Below are 20,235 nucleotides of genomic sequence, written 5' to 3' on the forward strand. Positions count from 1 at the left end.
CTTTTTTCGCATCGTTCCAAGAACCCTGCAGCCCTCGGTGCCTGTTGTTCAACCTGTTTCGGTCGAATCGTTGTTATGACATCGCTGAACTATATTGCAGCCGGATTTTTTAAATTACTAGGGGAAACACTGCTATCCTGCGTGAAATTTCCGTAGACAATGTTATGACATGAGAACAGACATCTACCTCGGCATAGACATGGGCTCCACGGGCTTGAAGGCGGTTGCCTTCGAGGCTGGGAGCGGCGCCACACTGGCCGCATCGGGCGGCGCGCTGCCCTATCGGCAATTGGCGCAAGGCGGTTGCGAGCTGCCCGCGGACGCCATCCACACGGCGCTGGCGCGGGCCTTGCAAGGCGTGGCCGCCCAACTGGGTCCGCGCGTGGCCGACGTGCGCGCGCTGTGCTGCACGGGCCATGGCGCCGGCTTGTATGCGCTGGATGCCAGCGGCCAATTGCTGGGAGGCCGCGCGGTGGCATCGACCGACCAGCGCGCCGCCGCCCGCGCCCGGGCGCTGGGCCGCCGCATGGGCGACGCGCTGTATGACGAAGTCGGCTGCCGGCCATGGTCGGGGCAGTCGTCGCTGATCGCGGCCGAACTCTACGGCGCGGACGCCGGTCAACTCGGCCGCATCCGCCACCTGCTGTTCGCCAAGGACTATCTGGGGTTCCTGTTGACCGGCGAGATCGCCACGGACGCCAGCGACGCCAGTACGGCGGGCCTGCTGTCGCTCGATGCCGGGACTTGGTCCACGATGGCTTGCGAGGCAGCCGGCCTGTCCGGCCTGGCCGCCACGGCGCTGGCGCCCATCGCGCCCAGCGGCGCCGTGATCGGCCGGCTACTGCCAGCCCAGGCGGCCGCCTTCGGCTTGCCGGCCGGCCTGCCCGTGGCGCTGGGCGCAATCGATCTGCTCGCCTCGCTGAAAGCGGTGAATGCAGAACGCCAGGGCCATGCCGTGGCCGTACTCGGCACCTGGTGCGTGAATGCGGTGGTGGCGCCGGCCCGCGAACCGAAGCCGGAAGTCGGCGCCATCGTCAGCTTCGGCGATCCGGATCGCAGGCTCTATCTGGAAAACAGTCCCTCATCGATGGCGAACGTGGCCTGGCTGGCGCGCACCCTGCAGTTCCAGGATGCGGCCGCGGCGGTGAATTGCGCGATGGAGGTGCCCTTGGGAGCCGAGGGTCTGCGTTTTCTGCCCTTCATCAATGGCGGCAGCTGGCCGGCGGGAGCCAGCGCGGGATACGTCGGCCTGCAAGGGCATCACACCCGCGCGCACATGGCGCGCGCCGTGGTCGACGCCGTGGTGGCGTTGCACGCGCGGCATCTGAAACGCCTGGCGGCGCTTGGTCTGGGCGTGCCGGGCAGAGTGGCCGCGTTGGGCGGCGGCGCCCGGGACTTGCGCTTGGCGCGCCTGCTGGCGGGCTTTCTGGGCCACGCCGTGGAACGCTGCGGCGACGACGAAACCGGCGCGCGCGGCGCCGCCTTGTATGCCGCGCTGTCGCAAAACCCTGGCGGCGATGACTTGCTGCCCGCCCCATGCGAACGGGTCGAGCCCCTTGCCGCCGAAGCGCAGGCGCACGCCGACTTCTACGACAGCTTCCATGGCTTGGTGGACAGCATGGCCCCTGCTTTCGGCCATCTCGCGGGACCCGCCCGATGACCCCGCGCACCTCGCCTTTCGTGCGCCCGGCCTCCTTGGCGGGCCGCCATTTTTCCACCGTGATCGTTGGCGCGGGCATCAACGGGGCTGGCGTGTTCCGCGACCTGTCGCTGCAGGGCGTGGATTGCCTGATCGTCGACAAGGGCGATGTGGCCGCAGGCGCCAGCAGCGCGCCATCGCGCATGATCCACGGCGGCTTGCGCTACCTGGAAAGCGGATCCTTTTCCCTGGTGGCCGAAGCCACGCGCGAACGCAATCTGCTGCTGCGCAACGCGGCGCATCTGGTGCAGCCGCTGGAAACCGTGGTGCCGCTATCCAGCCGCTTCGGCGGCCTGTGGGGCAGCATGCTGCGCTTTGCCGGCCTGAACGCCTCGCCGGGCGCGCGCGGGCGGTGCGTGGTGGGACTGGGCTTGCGCCTCTACGACAAGCTGGGCCGCAACCAGCGCGTCATGCCGGAACATCGCATCGAACGCGTGCCGGCGGCGGACAGTACGCTGTTCGGCGCGGCGGTGCGCTGGACGGCCACGTACTACGACGCCTGGATACGGCATCCGGAATGGCTGGTGCTGGAGCTGATCGACGATGCGCATCGCGGCCATCCGGCCTCGGTCGCATCGAACTACTGCAGCGTGACGGCTTGCCAAGGCCGCGTCATTACGCTGCGCGATGCGCTGACCGGCGAATCCGTGCAAGTCACGGCCGACACGGTGGTCAACGCGACGGGCGCCTGGCTGGACCGCGCGGCCGGCGCCCTGGAAGGCGATGGCTCGCGCGTCATGGGCACCAAGGGGTCACACCTGATCCTGGACCATCCGGCGCTACGCGCCGCGCTCCAGGGGCGCATGGCTTACTTCGAAGCGTCCGACGGCCGGGTGTGCATCGTCTACCCGTTCCTGGACCGGGTGCTGGTGGGATCCACCGACATTCCGATTGATGATCCCGACCTCGCCGCGACCGAGCCGGCGGAGATCGACTACCTGCTCGACGTGTTGCATGAGGTGTTTCCCCGCCTGCATTTCTGCCGCAAGGACGTGGTCTACACTTACGTGGGCGTCAGGCCGCTGGCCCAGTCGGATGCCGACAAGCCCGGACAGATATCGCGCGATCACGCGGTGGTGATCGACCCGCCCAACGCCCGACGCGAGGTGCCGATGGTGTGCCTGGTCGGCGGCAAGTGGACGACCTTCCGTTCGCTGGCGCAACTGGCGGCCGACGCGGTGCTGCAGCAGCTGGGCCGCGCACGGCGCCAGTCGACCGAGCAGGTGGCTATCGGCGGCGGGGCGGGCATGCCCGCCGATGCGGCGGGACGCCAACGCTTTCTGGACAGCATTCAGGCAGCCGCCGCGCTGGACCGCGGGCGCGTCGCCGAACTGTTCATGCGCTATGGTTCACGGGCAGGCGCCATGGCGGCGGATTTCGCCGCGGCGGGCGATAAGCCCTTGCGCCACGCGCCAGATCATTCAACCGCCGAGATCCGCTATCTGTGCCGCGAAACGGCTGTGCAGCACCTGGCCGACCTGGTGATCCGGCGCACCTTGCTGGCCATCCGCGGCCAAGTCACGCCGGCACTGCTGGCGGAACTGGCGGATATCGCCGCGGCCGAGCTGAGCTGGAGCCTTGCGCGCCGGCAAGACGAGTTACGAGCCTGCACCGCGACGCTGCGGGACCGGCATTGTGTTCAACTTCCTCCAGACGAGGCGTCCTGGGCAGAGCCCGCCGAATCCGCCTTGGCTACAGGTTCGATTTCAAACTCTTTGACGACATGAGCAGCCCCATCTCCACCGAAGCCATATTGGACCGCAGCGCCGGCGCCCCGCTCTGGACTCAGTTCCGCGACGTGGTGCGCGGCAAGATCCTGCAAGGCGAACTGGCCGTCGGCGACAAGCTGCCCACCGAGGCCGAGTTCGGCGAGCAATATGGCATTTCGCGCATCGTCGTGCGCGAAGCGCTGGCGGACCTGGTCCGCAACGGCCTGATCTACAAGATCCGCGGCCAGGGCGCCTTCGTATCGGCGCGCGAGCGCGACGAAGACTTCGTGTCCACCGTGCTGGGCTTTTCGGACGAAATGGAACGCAAGGGCCGCACGGTACGCACCCAGGTGCTGCTGCAGGAACTGCGCGCACCCACGACGCACGAAGCCAGTTCGCTGGGGCTGGCCGAAGACAGCCAGGTCGTGGCGCTCAAGCGCCTGCGCAGCGTCGATGGCGAACTGCAGTTGCTGGTGGAAACGGCGGTGCCCGCCGATCTGGTGCCGGGCCTGCACCGCACCCGTCTGGAAAACCGCTCGCTGTATGACGTGCTGCGCAGGCAGTACGGCCTGCGCATCGTGCGCGCGGAACGTTGGATCGACGCGGTGCAGCCGGACGCCCAGACCTGCGAATTGCTGGGCATGAAGGAACCCGAACCCCTGCTGCGCATCGAGTCCATCGCCTATGGCGCCAACGGGCGCGCGCTGGAGCATTACCGCGCCTTGCACCGCTGCAAGTCCAGCCGGCTGCATGTGCAGACTACAACCTGAGACGGCAGGAAGCTTGCAGATTTGGCGATCGGATCAAGAGCGTTGGCAGTCCGCGCAAGGATCCGCGGCGGACTGGACTGCTCTCCTATGACCCCAGACTCTACGCGGCCAGATCAGAAAAATTGGTGATCTTGACAGCGCCATCCGGGAAACGAGCGACCACTTCAAGCTTGCCACCCATTGCCTCAATGTGGCTTCGTAACGTCGATATATACATGTCCGTCCGCTTCTCCATTTTTGCAATGGACGGCTGTTGAACATGCAACACCTCTGCCAGAACTTTCTGCGACAAACCTCGTGCCTGTCGCAGTTCCTGAAGCGGCATCTCTTGAAGCATCTGCTCTGTGGCAGCCTTGGCGCGAAGCTGTGATTCCGGCGACATGGCGGCGCGGAGCGTCCCAAATTTCTTAGCCATTTATCTGCCCTTCCTTTCGCAATAATCTCAAATGATCGTCATATAGTTTGTCTGCCAACGGCACAAACTCTTCATACCAACGATCGTTGCCCGTCTTGTCCCCGCCTATCAACAAAATTGCCGCTCGCCTTGGATCAAAGGCATACAACGTGCGCAGCGGGCGGCCTCCGGCTTGAGTCCTAAGCTCCCGCATGTGCTCATGCTTGGAACCGTTGATGCCGCTGGAATGCGGGAAGCCGAGGGTGGTGCCACGAGCTTCCAGAAGACCAACGGTAGCGGCGACAGACTCCTGTTCTCGCTCCGACAGACCATTCCACCAAACCTCAAATTCGTCCGTGAACTCGACTTCCCAGGCCATCGCTCCCCCCGTCAGCACGGCAACCGAATTATAGCCCCGAAGGAATATTCCATCAAGGGAATATTCCTTCTGCTTGAATCCTCAGAAGATTGCCTCCGGGGGAGTCGGTACAACTTCCGCCGCGAGTGGATGGCCGGCACCGCAGCCCTCGGAATCTGGAGATCAGAGTTGCGGGAGCTAGACATTCGGGAGCGCATACGCGAGGAGCTGCTCTTCGAGGTCTACTCGAAGTGGATCGACAAGATCGCAAATCAGCGAGGAGGAGACAAGATGCGGCGACTTGCTGCGCGGCATCTTCCGGAGAGGCCAATCAGACCTTCTGAACCGGAGTCGGAACAGCCACGTCAGGCCCAGTGTGGACCCAAGCCATTCTTAGTCTTGGAGTTGGTGGCGCGCCCGACAGGAATCGAACCTGTATCAAGAGCTTCGGAAACTCTCATTCTATCCATTGAACTACGGGCGCAGCGCAAGGAGGCGGTATTGTACCCAGTTTTCGCTGAACTGCATGAACTGGATCAAATCTTCCGTCAAACTCAGCGAAAACCCCGTCGGTTGCATTGGACTCGTGTCTATGACACCGTTATATAATCCAGCGTTTGCTTGCAAGGCGGGCTCTTCATGCCGCCGACTTGTGCAGTACTGATTTTCTGTTGCCGCCGCCAGGCGCCCCCGGTACCCGTTAGCAGGATTTGGTCATGAGCAACGAGCAGGAACACATAGAAGAGCACTCCTCCCCCATCAAGACCCCGAAGCAACTGATCGTCACGATCGTCCTGTCTTTCGTGATCCCGATCGCCATCATCATCCTACTGGTGAACATGGTGGTCTCGGGCACCAAGACAGGAGCGGGTTCGGACACGTTGTCCCAGGAAGCCGTCGCCAAGCGCATCGCCCCCGTCGCGGGTTTCCAGCTGGTCGATGCGAATGCCCCCAAGGTCTTCAAGACCGGCGAACAGGTCTTCGCCGCCGTCTGTACGGCCTGTCATACCGCCGGCGTGGCTGGCGCACCCAAGGTGGGCGATAACGCCGCCTGGGCGCCCTTCATCACTGCGGGCTACGATGCCATGATGAACGTGGCCCTGCACGGCAAGGGCGGCATGCCCGCCAAGGGCGGCAACCCCACGCTGTCCGACTACGAAGTCGCGCGCGCCGTGGTGTACATGGCCAACAAGTCGGGCGCTTCGCTGCCCGAACCCGCCGCTCCGGCTGCGGAAGGCGACAAGAAGGAAGCCGCTGCCGCTCCTGCCGTCGCAGTTGCGGCGCCGGCTGCTGCCCCAGCTGCTGCTGCCCCCGCGGCCGCTGCACCGGCCGCCGCGGCGCCTGCCCCTGCTCCGGCAGCCCAGGCCGCCGCGCCGCAAGCCGCGGCAGTCAACCCGGCCGGCGAAAAGCTGTACAAGAGCGTCTGTTTCGCCTGCCATGCCACCGGCGTGGCCAACGCCCCCAAGTTCGGCGACAAGGCCGCCTGGGATCCGTACATCAAGACCGGCATGGACGCGATGGTCAAGGTCGCCATGCAAGGCAAGCCGCCGATGCCCCCGAAGGGCGGCGCGGCCAACGCCTCGGAAGACGACATCCGCGCAGCGGTGCAGTACATGGTGGATGCGGCGAAGTAAGACTCGCCTCCCATGATGAAAAAAGCCCCTTGAGCAAATCAAGGGGCTTTTTCTTTGCGCGCGCTGGCACGCCGATTATTCGCGGATCAGGCCGATCGCCCTGGAAAACAACGCTCGCTGCTCCTGCAGATAGGCGCCGTACTCCTGCGGGCTCAGCACGCTGATTTCCGCGCCTATGCCGCCCAGGGTCTTGTTCACCTCATCGCCCTGCTCCGCCACGACCTTGCGGGCAGCCTGGTACAAGGCGTCGACCACCTGGGGCGGCGTGCCCTTGGGCGCCATCAGCCCGTAGATGGTGGGGCTGCCGACGTCGTAGCCCAGTTCGCGCAGGGTCGGCACGTCCGGATAGGCCAACAACCGCTTGCTGCTGAAGACGGCCAGTGGCCGCAAGCCGCCGGACTGAATATGCGCCTGCGCCGGCCCCACTGCGGACACGGCGATATCCGTGTGGCCGCCCAACAAGGCGGTGACCGCCGGCGTGCTGCCCTGGAAGGGAATGTGGCGCAACTTGACCTTGGCCTCCGAGGCGAACGTTTCGCCCAACAGATGGCTGATGCCCATGGCTCCCGAGGTGCCGTAGGAGATGGCATCGGGACGCGCCTTGGCGTCGGCCACCACGTCGGCCAGGGTCTTGTACCTGGACTTCCCGGGCGCGACGATCATCATGCCGCCCAGGGATATCGCGGCGACCGGAGCGAAGGACTCCGTTGTGTACTTGATTTCCTTGTTGGCCAGCGGAACCACTACCAGCGCCCCCGGCGAACTGCCCACGATGGTATAGCCGTCGGGCGCCGCCGAGGCCGTGTATGCCGCGCCTATGCCTCCTCCCGCGCCGGGCTTGTAGTTCATCACGATGGGCTGGCCCAGGTATTTCCCCATCTTCTCGGTGATGGGCCGCAGCATCTGGTCGGTATCGCCGGGCGCGAACGGAATGATCAGTTGCACCGGCTTTGCCGGATAGCCGGCATGGGCTGTCGCGCTCAGGGCCAGGCCCAGCGCAAGGGATGCGAACGCGCCACCAAATCGTTTGAAGCTGTGCATGCATGTCTCCTGTTTTCTTATTTACCGGCTGTGCAAGAAGCCGTTCATTCGTGGTCGATCTGTATCGCCTCCAGAAAGCGCGACACCATGTTGTACGCGGCCACCGTGGCCGTGATCTCAACGATCGCGCGGGCATCGAAAGCCTCGCGGATGGCCGCGAACGTGACGTCCCGGACCCGGATGTCGCGCGTCATCTCGTCGCAATACGCCATGGCCGCGCGTTCGCCCAAGTCCAGCGATGCGAAATTGCCGGTCTTCAAGCCCTGCACCTGATCTTCGCTGCAGCCCGCCTTCAAGGCGATCGGCAGATGTTGATCGAACTCGTAATCGGCCTGGTTCAGCACCGCGACGCGCAGGATGAGCATCTCCCGCAGTTTGGGCGCAAGCCCGCTGTGCTGGCGTATCGCCGTGAGATAGGCCAGCCAGCCTTGCGCCACCGGCGGGCTGTTGAGCAGCATCCGATAGAGATTCGGCAGGCTGGACCGCTCCCGTTCGATGCGTTCGACCAGCGGCCGGATCTCCGGCCTGGCGATATCCGCATATTCAATTCGCGCCATCGTGATTCTCCTCAGCTTGGTTTTCAGTCGCAGCGGGCGCTCATGCCCCCGTCCACGATCAACTCGGTTCCGGTGATGAAACGCGCCTCGTCCGAGGCGAGAAAGAGCACGGCATTGGCCGTGTCCCGACCATCGCCGGAAAACGGCAGCGGAATGCGGCGCCGCCGCCGCTCCAGCAGGGCGTCGATATCGCCCGCGCTCTGCTGGCCAGCGAGGAAGGCATCGACCAGCGGCGTATGGAGCTGGCCCGGCAAGACCGTATTGATGCGCACCCCCTTGCTGGCGTATTCCACGGCGGCCACGCGGCCGAACTGCATCACGCCCGCCTTGGCGGCCGCATAGCCGACCTGCGGCGCGCCGGTCCAGCGTATGGCCGAGGTCGAGGACACGTTGACCACGGCGCCGGCGCCCTGCTCCTCCATGATGGGCAGGACGTAGTGGCAGGTCGTGTACACCGAGGTCAGGTTCAGGTCGAGCTGCCTATGCCAATCCGTTTGCGTAAGCGCCGCCGGACCGCCGGGAATGGGGCCTCCCACGTTGTTGACCAGAATGTCGATCCGCCCGTGCCGCCGCGCCACGGTTTCGACCAACGCGGCGACCTGGGCAGCGTCGCCCACGTCGCAGATGTGGGTTTCGATGCGGGACCTGTAGCGCCCAGCCAACTCCAGAGTCTCGGGCAAGGACTCCGGCCGCATGTCCACCGCGACCACCACAGCCCCCTCCTGGGCGAAACGCACGGCGATCGCTCGCCCGTTGCCCCATCCCGGTCCGACGCAACCTGCGCCGAAGATCAAGGCCACTTTGCCCGCCAGGCGCCCGGCGCTCGCTTGCTCATGCACATGCATCGCGACTGTCCTCCGCTCAACGCGTCGCCATGGTGATGCCGCCATCCACCACGATCTGTTGCCCCGTGATGTAGCGGCTCTCATCGCTGGCCAGGAAAGCCACGGCATGGGCCACATCCCAGGCGTCGCCCATGCGGCCCGCCGGCACCTGGGCATGGCGGTGGGCCACGAACCCCTCGTAATCGCCCTTGGCGTATTTCTGCGCCAGGCGCTCCACCAGGGGCGTGAACATCAGTCCCGGGACCACCGAGTTCAGCCGCACGCCGTCTTGCGCATAGATGACAGCCGTGGTTGCCGTCATCTGCATCAAGGCGGCCTTGGCGGCGGCGTAGCCGACCTGGGGTTTGCCCGCATAACGCAGCCCGGCGATGGATGAAATGTTGATAATCGATCCTCCACCGGCGCTCTTCATGAGGGGGATGACGTGCTTGCAGCACAGGAAGGCGGAGGTCAGGTTCACCTGGATCTGATCGTGCCAAAGATCCTCCGGCATGGAGACCGGATCGCCCGGTTCCGAGCGGCCCACGTTGTTGACCAGCACGTCGATGCGGCCGTATGTGTCCATGCAGGCCCGCACCAGTTCCGCCACCTGGCCGCCATCCGTGACGTCGCACTGCCGGACCGTAATCTTGCCGCCCTCGGCGGCCACGGCCTGCGCGGACTGGCGCGCCGCGTCGATGTTCAGGTCGCAACCGAAAATCGCCGCGCCCTGCCTGGCAAGCACCGCCGCGGCGGCCTTGCCATTGCCCCACCCCTCGCCCAGCGTGCCGCAACCGGTCACCAGGGCTACCTTGCCATCAAGACGAAACATCCCAGCTCCAGAGAAAGATCGTGATGTAGAGGCTAAGGCAGCCGGCTCCTCCGGTTAAGTTCCAATTTGAACGGCATTGATAGACAAGAAGAATGAATCTGACGACGAGACAACTGCGCATCTTCGTGCTGCTGGCAGAGACCCTGAGCTTCCAGAGGACCGCCGAAATGCTGCATGTGACTCAGCCCACGCTGAGCAAACTGCTGAAGGAAACGGAAGAGACGCTGGGCGTCAAACTCTTCGAGCGCACCACTCGCATGGTGCGCCTGTCGCGCGAAGGCCAGGACATCCTGGAGATCGCGCGCAAGATCACGGCACTGCACGAGAAAGGCATGCTGGAACTGGACCATCGGCTGCGCGACCGCAACAACCGCGTCGCCGTCGCGGCCTTGCCCACGCTTGCGGCGTCGCTCATCCCGCTATTGATCCAGAGTCTCGCGCGCAAGCACCCTCGGGTCCGCGTGGAGGTCTACGATCCCATCGCCAACGAAGCCCTGCAATTGCTGCGCGAGCGGCGGGTGGACATTGCCGTGACCACGATGAACGAGGAAGGCGCTGCCGACCTGGTCTATCAGGAGTTGTTTACCGAGCCCTTCGTGCTGTTCCACAGCGTCCAAATCAAACCGGACGTCACGCGTTGGATGCCCACGGAACTGGCCCGGCTGCCCTTGATCAGCATGCCGCCTGGCACCAGCGTGCGCGTCCTGACCGAACGCGCCTTCCAGGCCGCGTCCCAGCCTTTCAATCCACTCTATTCCCTGCGGGACCTGAACACCATCGCGCGCTTCGTGCAGCACAACTGCGGCATTGCGCTGTTGCCGGAGTCGTCGCTGGACAACGCGACGCAGCGCGGCGTGCGCAAGACCCGCCTGCGGCAGGCGCTCTCGCGCTCGGTCGGCATGTATGTCCGGCGGGAGAGCGAGCCCTCGGAGTTGCTGCGCCACACGCTGGATGAATTGCGCCGCCTGGGCCGGGACCGCCAGTTGCGATCCGACTGAGCGGCTGGAGGCCTGTGTTCAGGTGCGGGCGACCCAGGCGCCGTCCACCGCGGCCAACTGGCTGCTGATCTGGCTGGCGGCGTCGATGACCGCCGCGCGGAAAGGCTCGAGACGGCAATGCTCGGTACGCACGATCAGGCTCAGTCCGGCCACCACGCGCTGCTCCAGGAAAATGGGCGCTGCAATGCCTGTGGTCCCCGGCGTGATTTCTGAATCGCTGACGGCGACGCCCGCCTCGCGGATGGCATCGAGTTCCAGGCACAGGTCCTTCAGGCTCTTCCAGTGCGAAATGGCGCGCACTTCCTCTTCATGGGCCAGGTACATGCGCTCCAGGGCGCGACGGCTCTGGTGCGCCAGGATGACCTTGGAGGTAGCGCCTCGGAACATCGGCATGGTGGCGCCGCGTTCATAGCGGCCGACGCGCGCGGCCGGATCGCCGATTTCCTGGTGGATGCACATGACCTTGTCCTGGTAGCTGCGCGTGAGCACCGAGGCCGACGAAGGCGTGGTTGCCGCCACCAGCCGCCGCATCAGCGGCTCCGCCACTTTGAGCAAGGGGTCGCCATGGCGCATCAGCAGATCGAAATGGGCAAACGTCGGTCCCAGCACATAGCGCGCGCCCATCACCGGAGTCAGGAAATCCGCGCGCACCAGTTCCTGCACGTCGCGATAGGCCGAGCTGACCGACACATCCATTTCAACGGCGATTTCCTCCACCGACCATGCGGCGCTCCTGTCATAGAGCTGCAGGATGTGCAGTATCCGGTTGCGCGTCCTGATTTCACCCGCCACGTCGCCCTCTCCCTGTCGTTACGCCTCTACGGCGCGAAATTTCGCATCCATTGCGAAATTTTATTCCCCCGCGATTCTAGCAGCGCCATCCTCCCGTCTGCTCCCCGGGGCCAACGGTGCGAAATCGCGGGGGCTTGCCAAAGCGTCAACTCGATGCAAAAATCCATTTAATCGCAATGGTTGCGAATTTGATGTTTTTTGCAAAGGTGGATCATGGCAAACGGTGAGACCCCCGAACCGCGTATTCCCGTCACGTTGCTGACGGGCTTCCTGGGCAGCGGCAAGACCACCTTGCTGAATCATTGGCTGCGCGACCCCGCGCTGGCCGATGCGGCGGTCATCGTCAACGAGTTTGGCGAGATCGGCATCGATCATTCCCTGATCGCCAGCAGCAACGACAACACCATCGAACTGAGCACGGGATGCCTGTGCTGCACCGTGCAAGGCGATCTGGTCGAGACGCTGCGCGATTTGCGCGCCAAGCGCAGCGCCGGCCAGATTCCGGCCTTCGACCGCGTCCTGATCGAGACCACGGGCATGGCCGACGTGGTGCCGGTCATCCAGGCCTTGATGACATTTCCGGTGGCGCGCTCGTTCCGCCTGAACCGCGTGCTGACCGTGGTGGACGCCGTCAACGGTCCGGCCACCCTGGCCGCGCACCCGGAGGCCGTCAAGCAAGTCGCTGTCGCCGATGCCTTGATCGTCACCAAGACTGACCTGCCCGGAGCGCAACTCGCAGCGCTGATGGACACGCTTGCGCGCGTCAATCCGGGCGCCACGCGCGTGGCCTGCAACCTTGCGACCCGGCCGGATGCTTCCGTGCTGGAAGGTCCTGACGTCTATGACATGGACGTGCGCCCGGAGCAGGCCCGGCAATGGCTCAACGCCGCGCCCTACGCGGACGGGCACGGGCATCACCATGAACACGCGCATGCCCATGACCATGACCATGCGCGCATCGACAGCTTCTGCCTGGACTTCGCCGCCCCCTTGCACTGGCCGCAGGTCAGCGCCTGGCTGGATGCGCTGGTCATGGCGCACCCGGACGAACTGCTGCGCGTGAAGGGCATCCTGCACATCGCTGGCCACGAACGCCCCATCGTGCTGCAAGCGGTGCAGCGCCTGTTCCATCCGCCTGCCGAGTTGCCGCAATGGCCCGACACAGACCGGCAATCCCGCATGGTTTTCATCACCAAGGGCCTGAGCAAGGACTACGTCCTGCAGGTCTGGAACACGGTGCGCCAGCGCGCCCTCCCGCCTGCCGCCCGCGCGGCCTGATCGTTTTGGCATTCCCCATCACAAGGAAAACAGCATGGACACTTTGATCAAGAACGGCCTGGTGGTCACTCCCCAGGGCCAGGTGCGCGCCTCCATCGGCATCCGCGACGGCAAGATCGCCGGCTTGTACGAGGCCGGCAGCGAACCCGACGCGCGCAACGTCATCGATGCCAGCGGCCTGGCAGTATTGCCAGGAGCCATCGACATGCATTCGCACCACCGCCAGGGTTCGCAGAAGGGATTCGAGTACAAGGACACCATCCTCACCGCCACGCAGCAATGCGCCGCTGGCGGCGTCACCACCAGCGTGGGCATGCCCAACGTCAATCCGCCGCCAAACTCGCTGGACCTGCTGGAGAAGCAGTTCGCCATCTACCGCAGCGATGCCGTGGTCGACTGGAACTTCAACCCGGCGCCGACGATAGAGTCGGAAATGGAAGCCATGACCGCCACGGGCATCGCCGCGTTCAAGATCTTCATGGTGGTGGACACGGGACGGGACTATCCGCACATGCCCGGCATCGGCGTGCATGACCACGGCAAGCTGCTGCGCATCATGCAGCGCTGCGCTGAACTGGACGTGCCCTTGATGGTGCATCCGCACGACCAGGCCCTGATGGACGTGATCGAACAGACCTATTGGGACCGGGGCGAGCGCGACGCCCTCGCCTATGCGCGCGCCTACGCCGCCCACGACGGCGTGATCTGGGAAACCGCCATCGCCACCTTGCTGCGCCTGCAGAAGGCGGCCGGCTGCCATCTGCACATCCTGCACACCCAGACCGCCGGCAGCGTCCAGCTCATCCGCGAGGCCAAGGCGGCGGGCCAGAAGGTCACCTGCGAAATCAATCCCTGGGCCTTGTTCCTGGGTTGCGAATGGTCGGCCATCCAGCGCCTGGGCTCGTATGCGCTGTCGTACTGGGTGCCGGAGAAGAACGTGCCGGGCTTGTGGGAAGGCCTGAACGACGGAACGATCGACATCATCGCCACCGACCATGCGCCGCACACGCGCGAAGAAAAGGAAGTGGGCTGGACCGATGGCTGGAAAGCCCACACCGGCACGCCGTCGACGCAGTTCTACCTGAGCATGTTCCTGACGGCGGCCCAGGAAGGCAAGATCAGCCTGGAACGCGTGGCCGAGGCATGTTCGGCCAAGCCCGCCGAATTGTTCCGGTTGCGCAGCAAGGGCGAAATCCGCGTGGGCCTGGACGCCGACCTGGTGCTGGTCGATCTGGAGACGGAATACGAAGTGCGCGACGAGGACGTGCTCAGCCTGGTGGGCTGGAGCCCCTATGCCGGCCGCCGCCTCAAGGGCAAGCCGGTGCATACGCTGGTGCGCGGCGCCACGGTGTATGCGGACGGTAAAGTGGTCGGCGCCAAGGGCGGCGGCCAGATGGCTGCCGCGGTACGCTGAAGCCCAGGCCGCGCACCACTACGACACAAGGGGAAAACATCATGAATCGTCGTCAGTTCTCGCGGCTGCTGGCCTCTGCGCCATTGCTGCTGCCCGCGTTGGTCCGCGCCCAGGACGGGACCGCCATCACCTTGATCGTGCCGTATCCGCCCGGCGGCAACACCGACTATGTGGCGCGCATTACCTCCGATTCGCTGCGCCGCACCTTGGGCTCGTCGGTCGTGGTGAAGAACCAGGCCGGCGCAGGCGGCACCATTGCCACCGATGCGTTGATACGCTCGCGCAACGACGGCAACACGCTGATGGTGGGTTCCATCGGCCAGGTTTCGCTGGTGCGCTTCCTGTTCAATGTGCGTTACGACCCGTTGAACGATCTGGTGCCGGTCGCCAACATCGCCAGCAATCCGCTGGTGCTCACGGTGCCGTCCAGCTCGCGTTTCCAGAACCTGGCGCAACTGATCGAGTATGGCCGGGCCAAACCGGGCGCGCTGACCGTCGCGCACGGCGGCGAGGGGTCGATGTCGCATATGTCGGTGCTGGTGTTTCTCAAGCGCGCGGGTATCGAGGCGACGCTGATCGGCTATCGCGGCGGTGCGCCCGCCCTGCTGGACACCATGGGCGGCACGACCGATCTCTACTCGGCCAACATCTCGGAGATCCTGCCGTACAAGGACAGCGGCCGCATCCGCTTCCTGGGCGTATCCAGCCGCCAGCCCGTACCTCAGCTGCCCGGCGTCCCGGCCATCGCCGACACCATCTCCGGCCACGAGATCGAAACCTGGAATGGCCTGTTCGCGCCCCCCGGCACACCCGCCGAAGTGGTGGACAGGCTGGCCGACGCCGTGCAGGTCATGCTGCGCGACCCGGACGTGCTGAGCAAATTCGACGCGTCCGGCAGCCAGCCGCGGGCAGGCGAAGTGAAGGAGAAGTTTGCGCGCCGCATCCGCGACGACATCGCGCTGTGGACGCCGCTGGTGTCCCTGATCGGGGTCAAGCCGGCGAACTGAGGCGGCCGGCGTCGCAAAAAAAAGCCCGCAAGACACGATGTCTTGCGGGTTTTTTTCTTGCGCATGCCAGGTCGGCGCCTGTCATGCTCATCGCATCACTGTTCGCCAGCCGCCTTGGTCAGCGACATGCCCAGCTGCACACGGCGTTGCAGCCACAGGCTGGGGCGATAACGCGGATCGCCGGTCACGCGCTGCATGCTCTTCAGGATTTCCAGGATGCGGTCGGCGCCGAGCTTGTCGCCCAGGGCCAGCGGACCCACCGGATAACCCAGGCCCAGCGTCACCGCCAGGTCGATGTCCTTGGGCGTGGCGATCTGCTGCTGCGCGATGTCGCTGGCGATGTTGACGATGGTGGCGACGATGCGCTGGGCGATGAAGCCGGGCGAATCCTCGATCACCGTGACGGGCACGCCGTCGGCGGCCAGCAGCGCATGCGCGGCGTCGCGCCACTTGGCTTCGGTGGCGGGCGACACCATGATGGTGCGGCGCTTGGCGCTGTCGAAGGCGTAGAGCGTGTCCAGGCCGACCGTGCGGGCCGCGTTCAGGCTTTGCGCGGAAACGGTGGTGGAGACGTCTTCGCCGTAGGGCGTGACCAGGATGAGCGCGTCGGCGTCAGGCGTGGAGCCGGTCACCAGCGTGGCGCCCAGCTTTTCGACCAGCGCGGCGGCGCGGGCGTAGCCTTCGGCGTGCTTGGGGCTGACCCAGACCTTCAGGTTCTCGGGCAGCGCGGGTACGGGCGGCTCGGCCGGCACCTGCTTCTGGCCGTCGGCGTAGACGTAGAAGCCTTCGCCAGCCTTGCGGCCGATCAGGCCGCCGGCCAGGCGCACGGTGGTGATCGGCGAGGGCCTGAAGCGCGGCTCGTCGAAGAACTGGCGGTAGATGGATTCCATGACGGGGTGGGACACGTCCAGCGCCGTCAGGTCCAGCAGTTCGAACGGGCCCATGCGGAAACCGGCCTGCTCGCGCATCACGGCGTCGACCTGGGCGAAGGTCGCCACGGCTTCCTGCGCCACGCGCAGGCCTTCGGTATTCATGCCGCGGCCGGCATGGTTGACGATGAAGCCGGGCATGTCCTTGGCGCGCACGGGCGTGTGGCCCATGCGGCGCGCCAGCTCGGCCAGCGCGTCGCCGACTTCGGGCGCGCTGCGCAGGCCGTCGATGACTTCGACCACCTTCATTAGCGCGACGGGGTTGAAGAAGTGGTAGCCGGCCACGCGCTGCGGCCGCTTGCAGGCGGCGGCGATGGCGGTGATCGACAGCGACGAGGTGTTCGACGCCAGGATGCAGTCTTCTGCCACCACGCCTTCCAGCGCGGCGAACAGATCACGCTTGACGTCCAGGCGCTCGACGATGGCTTCCACCACCAGCTGGCAGTTCGACATGTCGGTCAGCGCGGTGGCGGATTCCACGCGCCCCAGCGCCGCCTGCGCGTCGGCGGCGCTCATCTTGCCTTTCTGGGCCAGCTTGTCCCAGGTCTGGCGCAGCGACTCGCGCGCGGCCGCGACGGCGTCCGCGCTGGTGTCGTACAGGCGCACGCGCAGCCCGGCTTGCGCCGCGATCTGCGCTATGCCGCGCCCCATGGCCCCGGCGCCGACGACGCCGATGGTTTGAATCTCCTTCATCACCACTCTCCTGCTTTTATTGGATGGGGTTCAGGCCCGGCTCTGCGCCAGCGCCAGGATTTCTTCGGCCGACAGGCCCAGCTTCTCGGACAGCACCTGCTCGGTGTGCTCGCCCAGCATGGGCGGCGGACGGCGGTACTCGACGGGGCTGTCGGAAAACTTCAGCGGGCTGGCGGCAATGGGCACCGTGCCCGCGGTCGGATGCGGCATCTCGCGCTTCATGCCGCGCGCCAGGACCTGCGGATCTTCGTAGACCTGGTCCAGCGTGTTGATGGGGCCGGCGGGAACGCCCACGCCTTCCAGCGCGGCCAGCCAGTGGTCGCGCGCGCCGGTGGCCATGCGTTCGGCCAGGAGCGGCACCAGTTCGGCGCGGTTCTTCACGCGCTGCGGATTGGTGGCAAAGCGCGGATCGGCCGACAGCTCGGGCAGGCCGATCGCGCCGCAGTAGTTGCGGAACTGGCTGTCGTTGCCGACCGCCACGATCAGGTGGCCGTCGCTGGCCGCGAAGACCTGGTACGGCACCAGGTTCTGGTGGGCATTGCCTGCGCGCTTGGGCGCCACGCCCGAGGTCATGTAATTGAGGTTCTGGTTGGCCAGCATGCTGACCTGACAGTCCAGCAGCGCCATGTCGATGTGCTGGCCCAGGCCGCTGCGCGAGCGTTCGTGCAGCGCGGCCAGGATGCCGACCGTGGAGTACATGCCGGTCATCAGGTCGGTCACGGCCACGCCCGCTTTCTGCGGACCGCCGCCGGGCAGGTCGTCGCGTTCGCCGGTGATGCTCATCAGGCCGCCCATGCCCTGGATCATGAAGTCATAGCCAGGACGGCTGGCGTAAGGGCCGGTCTGGCCGAAGCCGGTGATGGAGCAGTAGATCAGGCGCGGGTTGAGTTCCTTCAGGCTTTCGTAGTCCAGGCCGTACTTCGACAGGCCGCCGACCTTGAAGTTTTCAACCAGGATGTCGCTTTGCAGCGCCAGTTCGCGCACCAGCTCGGCGCCGCGCGGCGAGGCGATGTCCAGCGCCACCGACAGCTTGTTGCGGTTGGCGGACAGGTAATAGGCCGCTTCCGTGGTGTCGTTGCCCGCCTCGTCCTTCAGGTACGGAGGCCCCCAGGCCCGCGTGTCGTCGCCCGCGCCGGGACGTTCGATCTTGATGACCTCGGCGCCAAGGTCGGCGAGGTTCTGGGTGCACCAGGGACCCGCCAGGACGCGGGTGAGGTCCAGCACGCGTATGCCGGTAAGGGGAGCGGGACGTTGCGACATTAGTAATCTTTTCGCTAGAAGAGAAATGAAAACGTCTGGCTTGCGGCGGCGCGCAAGCCAGACTGGAATTCCGTCATGCCGGCGGCGCGCGGCCGCTGGCGCGTCATATGCCGGCGCGGCCTGGGGCCGTGCGCCGGATCACCGTCAGTCATGCAGGATATTAGCCTCTTGCGCCGGGTCCGCGCTCAGGAATGCGCCTTGATGGTTTCGCGGGCGATCACCAGCTGCTGGATCTGCGAAGTGCCTTCGAAGATGCGGAACAGGCGCACGTCGCGGTAGAAGCGCTCGACCGCGTATTCCGACATGTAGCCGGCGCCGCCGTGGATCTGCACCGCGCGGTCGGCCACGCGGCCCACCATTTCGGTGGCGTACAGCTTGCAGCAGGCGGCCTGCATGGTGGTGTTCTCGCCGCGGTCGCGCATGCGGGCGGCGTCCAGCACCATGCAGCGCGCGGCGTAGAGTTCGGCCTGGCTGTCGGCGATCATGGCCTGGATCAGCTGGAATTCGGCGATGGGTTGGCCGAATTGCTTACGCTCAATGGCGTACTTCACGGCATCGCTCAGCAGGCGGTCGGCGATGCCCACGCACAGCGCCGAGATATGCAGGCGGCCCTTGTCCAGCACCCGCATCGAGGTGCGGAAACCATTGCCCTCTTCGCCGCCCAGCAGCGCGCTGGCCGGGACGCGGCAGTTGTCGAACACCACGTCGCTGGTCAGGGCGCCGGCCTGGCCCATCTTCTTGTCCGGCTTGCCGATGCTCAGGCCGGGCGTGCCGGCTTCGACCAGGAAGCACGAAATGGAATTGGCGCGGCGTTCCGGCGCGGTGCGCGCCATGACGGAGAACAGGCCGGCGATGGGCGCGTTGGTGATGTAGCGCTTGGTGCCGTTGAGCACGTAGCTGTCGCCGTCGCGCACCGCGGACAGGCGCAGCGCCATCGCGTCGGAACCGGCGTCGGGTTCGGTCAGCGCGAACGAGCCGATCAATTCGCCGCTGGCCAGCTTGGGCAGGTAGCGGGCGCGCTGCTCGTCGGTGCCGGCCAGCACGATGGCTTGCGAGCCGATGCCGATGTTGGTGCCGGCCAGCGAGCGGAACGCGGGCGAGGTCTGACCCAGCTCGAAGACCACGCGCACTTCCTCTTCCATGGTCAGGCCCAGGCCGCCATGGTCGGGCGAGATGGACAGGCCGAACAGGCCCAGCTCGCGCATCTCGTTGACGATGTCGGACGGCACCTGGCCGCTTTCGGCCAGTTCGTCTTCGGCGGGGATCAGGCGTTCGTGCACGAAGCGGCGCACGGCGTCCAGCAACAGGTTCAGGGTTTCGGTATCGAGGGCCATGATGGGAGTCTCACAAAAAGCGGGGCAAGCCGGGGACAGCCGCGCCTCAGGCGCGCATGCCTCCGACCAATAGATCGAAATAGCCGGCGGCGATGGCTTCGGCGCTGTCGCCCTGGCCGGGCTTGTACCAACGCACCATCCAATTCAGCATGGACAGCACGGCGCGGCCCGCGGCGGCCACGTCCAGCGCGCGGAACTCGCCGGCGGCGACGCCTTGCGCGATCAGTTCGCGCAGGCGCTTCTCGTAGCCGTCGCGCAGCCGGGCGGCGTCTTCGCGTTCGGTCAGCGCCATGCCGGAATAGCCGATCAGCATGGTGACGAACTCGGCGTGGTGCTGCTCGAAGTAGCGCGCGTGGCCCACCATGAAGGCGCGCAGGCGGGCCGTGGCGCCCTCGGCCCGCGCGACATCCTGGGCGACAGCCTGCGTCAGGCCGCTCAGCACGGCCAGGATGATGGCGTCGTAGATGTCCTGCTTGGTGGTGTAGTAGTGATAGATGGCCGCCTTGGACACGCCGAGCGCGCCGGCCAGGTCGGACACCGAACTGCCGTCGTAGCCGCTTTGGGCGAAGAGCTTGGCGGCTTCTTCCAGGATGCGTTCGCGCGGGGCCGCCACGGTGGGTGGGCGGCCGGCGCGGGCGCGTTTCTGGGCAGGAGGGGCGGAGGTCGCCATGGCAGCCTTTGCAGGGGCCGCGCCGCAGCTGCCGGAGGGACT

General features: G+C 65.8%; 19 protein-coding genes and 1 tRNA gene. 8 read left to right on the forward strand and 12 right to left on the reverse strand.

Going from position 1 to position 20,235, the window contains the following annotated elements:
- The first annotated feature begins 169 nt into the window (after positions 1–169).
- The 3 genes from ACZ5YA_RS20305 to ACZ5YA_RS20315 are packed head-to-tail and all read left to right on the forward strand — an operon-like array spanning position 170 to position 4,178.
- Entirely contained in the window at positions 170–1,660 is a 1,491-nt protein-coding gene (locus ACZ5YA_RS20305) for an FGGY family carbohydrate kinase (RefSeq protein WP_464091147.1), read from the forward strand.
- Complete coding sequence (locus ACZ5YA_RS20310) at positions 1,657–3,426, forward strand: glycerol-3-phosphate dehydrogenase/oxidase (protein ID WP_464091148.1); 1,770 nt, start codon at positions 1,657–1,659, stop codon at positions 3,424–3,426. The genes ACZ5YA_RS20305 and ACZ5YA_RS20310 overlap by 4 nt, the downstream gene beginning before the upstream one ends.
- Entirely contained in the window at positions 3,423–4,178 is a 756-nt protein-coding gene (locus tag ACZ5YA_RS20315; RefSeq protein ID WP_059377355.1) for a GntR family transcriptional regulator, read from the forward strand. The genes ACZ5YA_RS20310 and ACZ5YA_RS20315 overlap by 4 nt, the downstream gene beginning before the upstream one ends.
- A 100-nt stretch (positions 4,179–4,278) precedes the next feature.
- Here the strand turns inward: ACZ5YA_RS20315 and ACZ5YA_RS20320 are convergent, their stop codons facing one another.
- The 3 genes from ACZ5YA_RS20320 to ACZ5YA_RS20330 all read right to left on the reverse strand — a co-directional run bounded on the left by ACZ5YA_RS20320 (position 4,279) and on the right by ACZ5YA_RS20330 (position 5,414).
- Positions 4,279–4,593, reverse strand: coding sequence for an XRE family transcriptional regulator (locus ACZ5YA_RS20320; RefSeq protein ID WP_059377351.1), 315 nt, complete (start codon positions 4,591–4,593; stop codon positions 4,279–4,281).
- A complete protein-coding gene (locus ACZ5YA_RS20325; protein ID WP_059377349.1) occupies positions 4,586–4,951 on the reverse strand; it encodes a type II toxin-antitoxin system RelE/ParE family toxin in 366 nt (121 codons plus the stop codon). The genes ACZ5YA_RS20320 and ACZ5YA_RS20325 overlap by 8 nt, the downstream gene beginning before the upstream one ends.
- A 388-nt stretch (positions 4,952–5,339) precedes the next feature.
- Positions 5,340–5,414 (reverse strand) — tRNA-Arg (locus tag ACZ5YA_RS20330).
- Between the two features lie 232 nt (positions 5,415–5,646).
- On the opposite strand from ACZ5YA_RS20330, the gene ACZ5YA_RS20335 reads away from it, so the two are divergent.
- Positions 5,647–6,564 carry a c-type cytochrome gene (locus tag ACZ5YA_RS20335; RefSeq protein ID WP_306635027.1) on the forward strand — a complete coding sequence of 306 codons (918 nt, stop codon included), beginning with the start codon at positions 5,647–5,649 and terminating at the stop codon, positions 6,562–6,564.
- Positions 6,565–6,639: 75 nt separating this feature from the next.
- Here the strand turns inward: ACZ5YA_RS20335 and ACZ5YA_RS20340 are convergent, their stop codons facing one another.
- Genes ACZ5YA_RS20340 through ACZ5YA_RS20355 form a run of 4 tightly spaced genes read right to left on the reverse strand, consistent with a single transcriptional unit; the run spans position 6,640 to position 9,818 of the window.
- Positions 6,640–7,605: a Bug family tripartite tricarboxylate transporter substrate binding protein gene (locus ACZ5YA_RS20340; protein WP_464091149.1), complete on the reverse strand. Its 966-nt coding sequence runs from the start codon at positions 7,603–7,605 to the stop codon at positions 6,640–6,642.
- Between the two features lie 44 nt (positions 7,606–7,649).
- The gene (locus ACZ5YA_RS20345) at positions 7,650–8,162 is read right to left on the reverse strand and encodes a carboxymuconolactone decarboxylase family protein (RefSeq protein WP_059377342.1); all 513 of its coding nucleotides are present in this window, start codon (positions 8,160–8,162) and stop codon (positions 7,650–7,652) included.
- Between the two features lie 23 nt (positions 8,163–8,185).
- Positions 8,186–9,007, reverse strand: coding sequence for an SDR family NAD(P)-dependent oxidoreductase (locus ACZ5YA_RS20350; RefSeq protein WP_118933367.1), 822 nt, complete (start codon positions 9,005–9,007; stop codon positions 8,186–8,188).
- A 16-nt stretch (positions 9,008–9,023) separates the two neighbouring features.
- On the reverse strand, positions 9,024–9,818 hold the full coding sequence (locus tag ACZ5YA_RS20355) for an SDR family NAD(P)-dependent oxidoreductase (RefSeq protein WP_059377338.1): 795 nt from the start codon (positions 9,816–9,818) through the stop codon (positions 9,024–9,026).
- A gap of 92 nt (positions 9,819–9,910) precedes the next feature.
- On the opposite strand from ACZ5YA_RS20355, the gene ACZ5YA_RS20360 reads away from it, so the two are divergent.
- Positions 9,911–10,816 carry a LysR family transcriptional regulator gene (locus ACZ5YA_RS20360; RefSeq protein ID WP_059377335.1) on the forward strand — a complete coding sequence of 302 codons (906 nt, stop codon included), beginning with the start codon at positions 9,911–9,913 and terminating at the stop codon, positions 10,814–10,816.
- Between the two features lie 18 nt (positions 10,817–10,834).
- On the opposite strand, the gene ACZ5YA_RS20365 is transcribed toward ACZ5YA_RS20360, so the two are convergent.
- Positions 10,835–11,608: an IclR family transcriptional regulator gene (locus ACZ5YA_RS20365; RefSeq protein ID WP_118933368.1), complete on the reverse strand. Its 774-nt coding sequence runs from the start codon at positions 11,606–11,608 to the stop codon at positions 10,835–10,837.
- A gap of 213 nt (positions 11,609–11,821) precedes the next feature.
- Between ACZ5YA_RS20365 and ACZ5YA_RS20370 the strand changes: the two genes are divergently transcribed.
- From ACZ5YA_RS20370 to ACZ5YA_RS20380, 3 genes are read left to right on the forward strand one after another with little or no spacing between them, the layout of a single operon-like run.
- Entirely contained in the window at positions 11,822–12,886 is a 1,065-nt protein-coding gene (locus ACZ5YA_RS20370; protein ID WP_118933369.1) for a CobW family GTP-binding protein, read from the forward strand.
- Between the two features lie 34 nt (positions 12,887–12,920).
- Positions 12,921–14,300: a dihydroorotase gene (locus ACZ5YA_RS20375; protein ID WP_059377322.1), complete on the forward strand. Its 1,380-nt coding sequence runs from the start codon at positions 12,921–12,923 to the stop codon at positions 14,298–14,300.
- 41 nt (positions 14,301–14,341) lie between these two features.
- Entirely contained in the window at positions 14,342–15,307 is a 966-nt protein-coding gene (locus ACZ5YA_RS20380) for a Bug family tripartite tricarboxylate transporter substrate binding protein (RefSeq protein ID WP_059377320.1), read from the forward strand.
- A 95-nt stretch (positions 15,308–15,402) separates the two neighbouring features.
- On the opposite strand, the gene ACZ5YA_RS20385 is transcribed toward ACZ5YA_RS20380, so the two are convergent.
- The 4 genes from ACZ5YA_RS20385 to ACZ5YA_RS20400 form a co-directional block, all read right to left on the reverse strand.
- The gene (locus ACZ5YA_RS20385) at positions 15,403–16,929 is read right to left on the reverse strand and encodes a 3-hydroxyacyl-CoA dehydrogenase (protein ID WP_464091150.1); all 1,527 of its coding nucleotides are present in this window, start codon (positions 16,927–16,929) and stop codon (positions 15,403–15,405) included.
- Between the two features lie 30 nt (positions 16,930–16,959).
- Positions 16,960–18,189 carry a CaiB/BaiF CoA transferase family protein gene (locus ACZ5YA_RS20390; RefSeq protein WP_059377315.1) on the reverse strand — a complete coding sequence of 410 codons (1,230 nt, stop codon included), beginning with the start codon at positions 18,187–18,189 and terminating at the stop codon, positions 16,960–16,962.
- A 185-nt stretch (positions 18,190–18,374) separates the two neighbouring features.
- Positions 18,375–19,523: an acyl-CoA dehydrogenase family protein gene (locus tag ACZ5YA_RS20395; protein ID WP_118933373.1), complete on the reverse strand. Its 1,149-nt coding sequence runs from the start codon at positions 19,521–19,523 to the stop codon at positions 18,375–18,377.
- 46 nt (positions 19,524–19,569) lie between these two features.
- Positions 19,570–20,193, reverse strand: coding sequence for a TetR/AcrR family transcriptional regulator (locus ACZ5YA_RS20400; RefSeq protein ID WP_054455146.1), 624 nt, complete (start codon positions 20,191–20,193; stop codon positions 19,570–19,572).
- Positions 20,194–20,235 lie beyond the last annotated feature (42 nt).

It is taken from the genome of Achromobacter sp. JCM 18799, assembly GCF_055395645.1.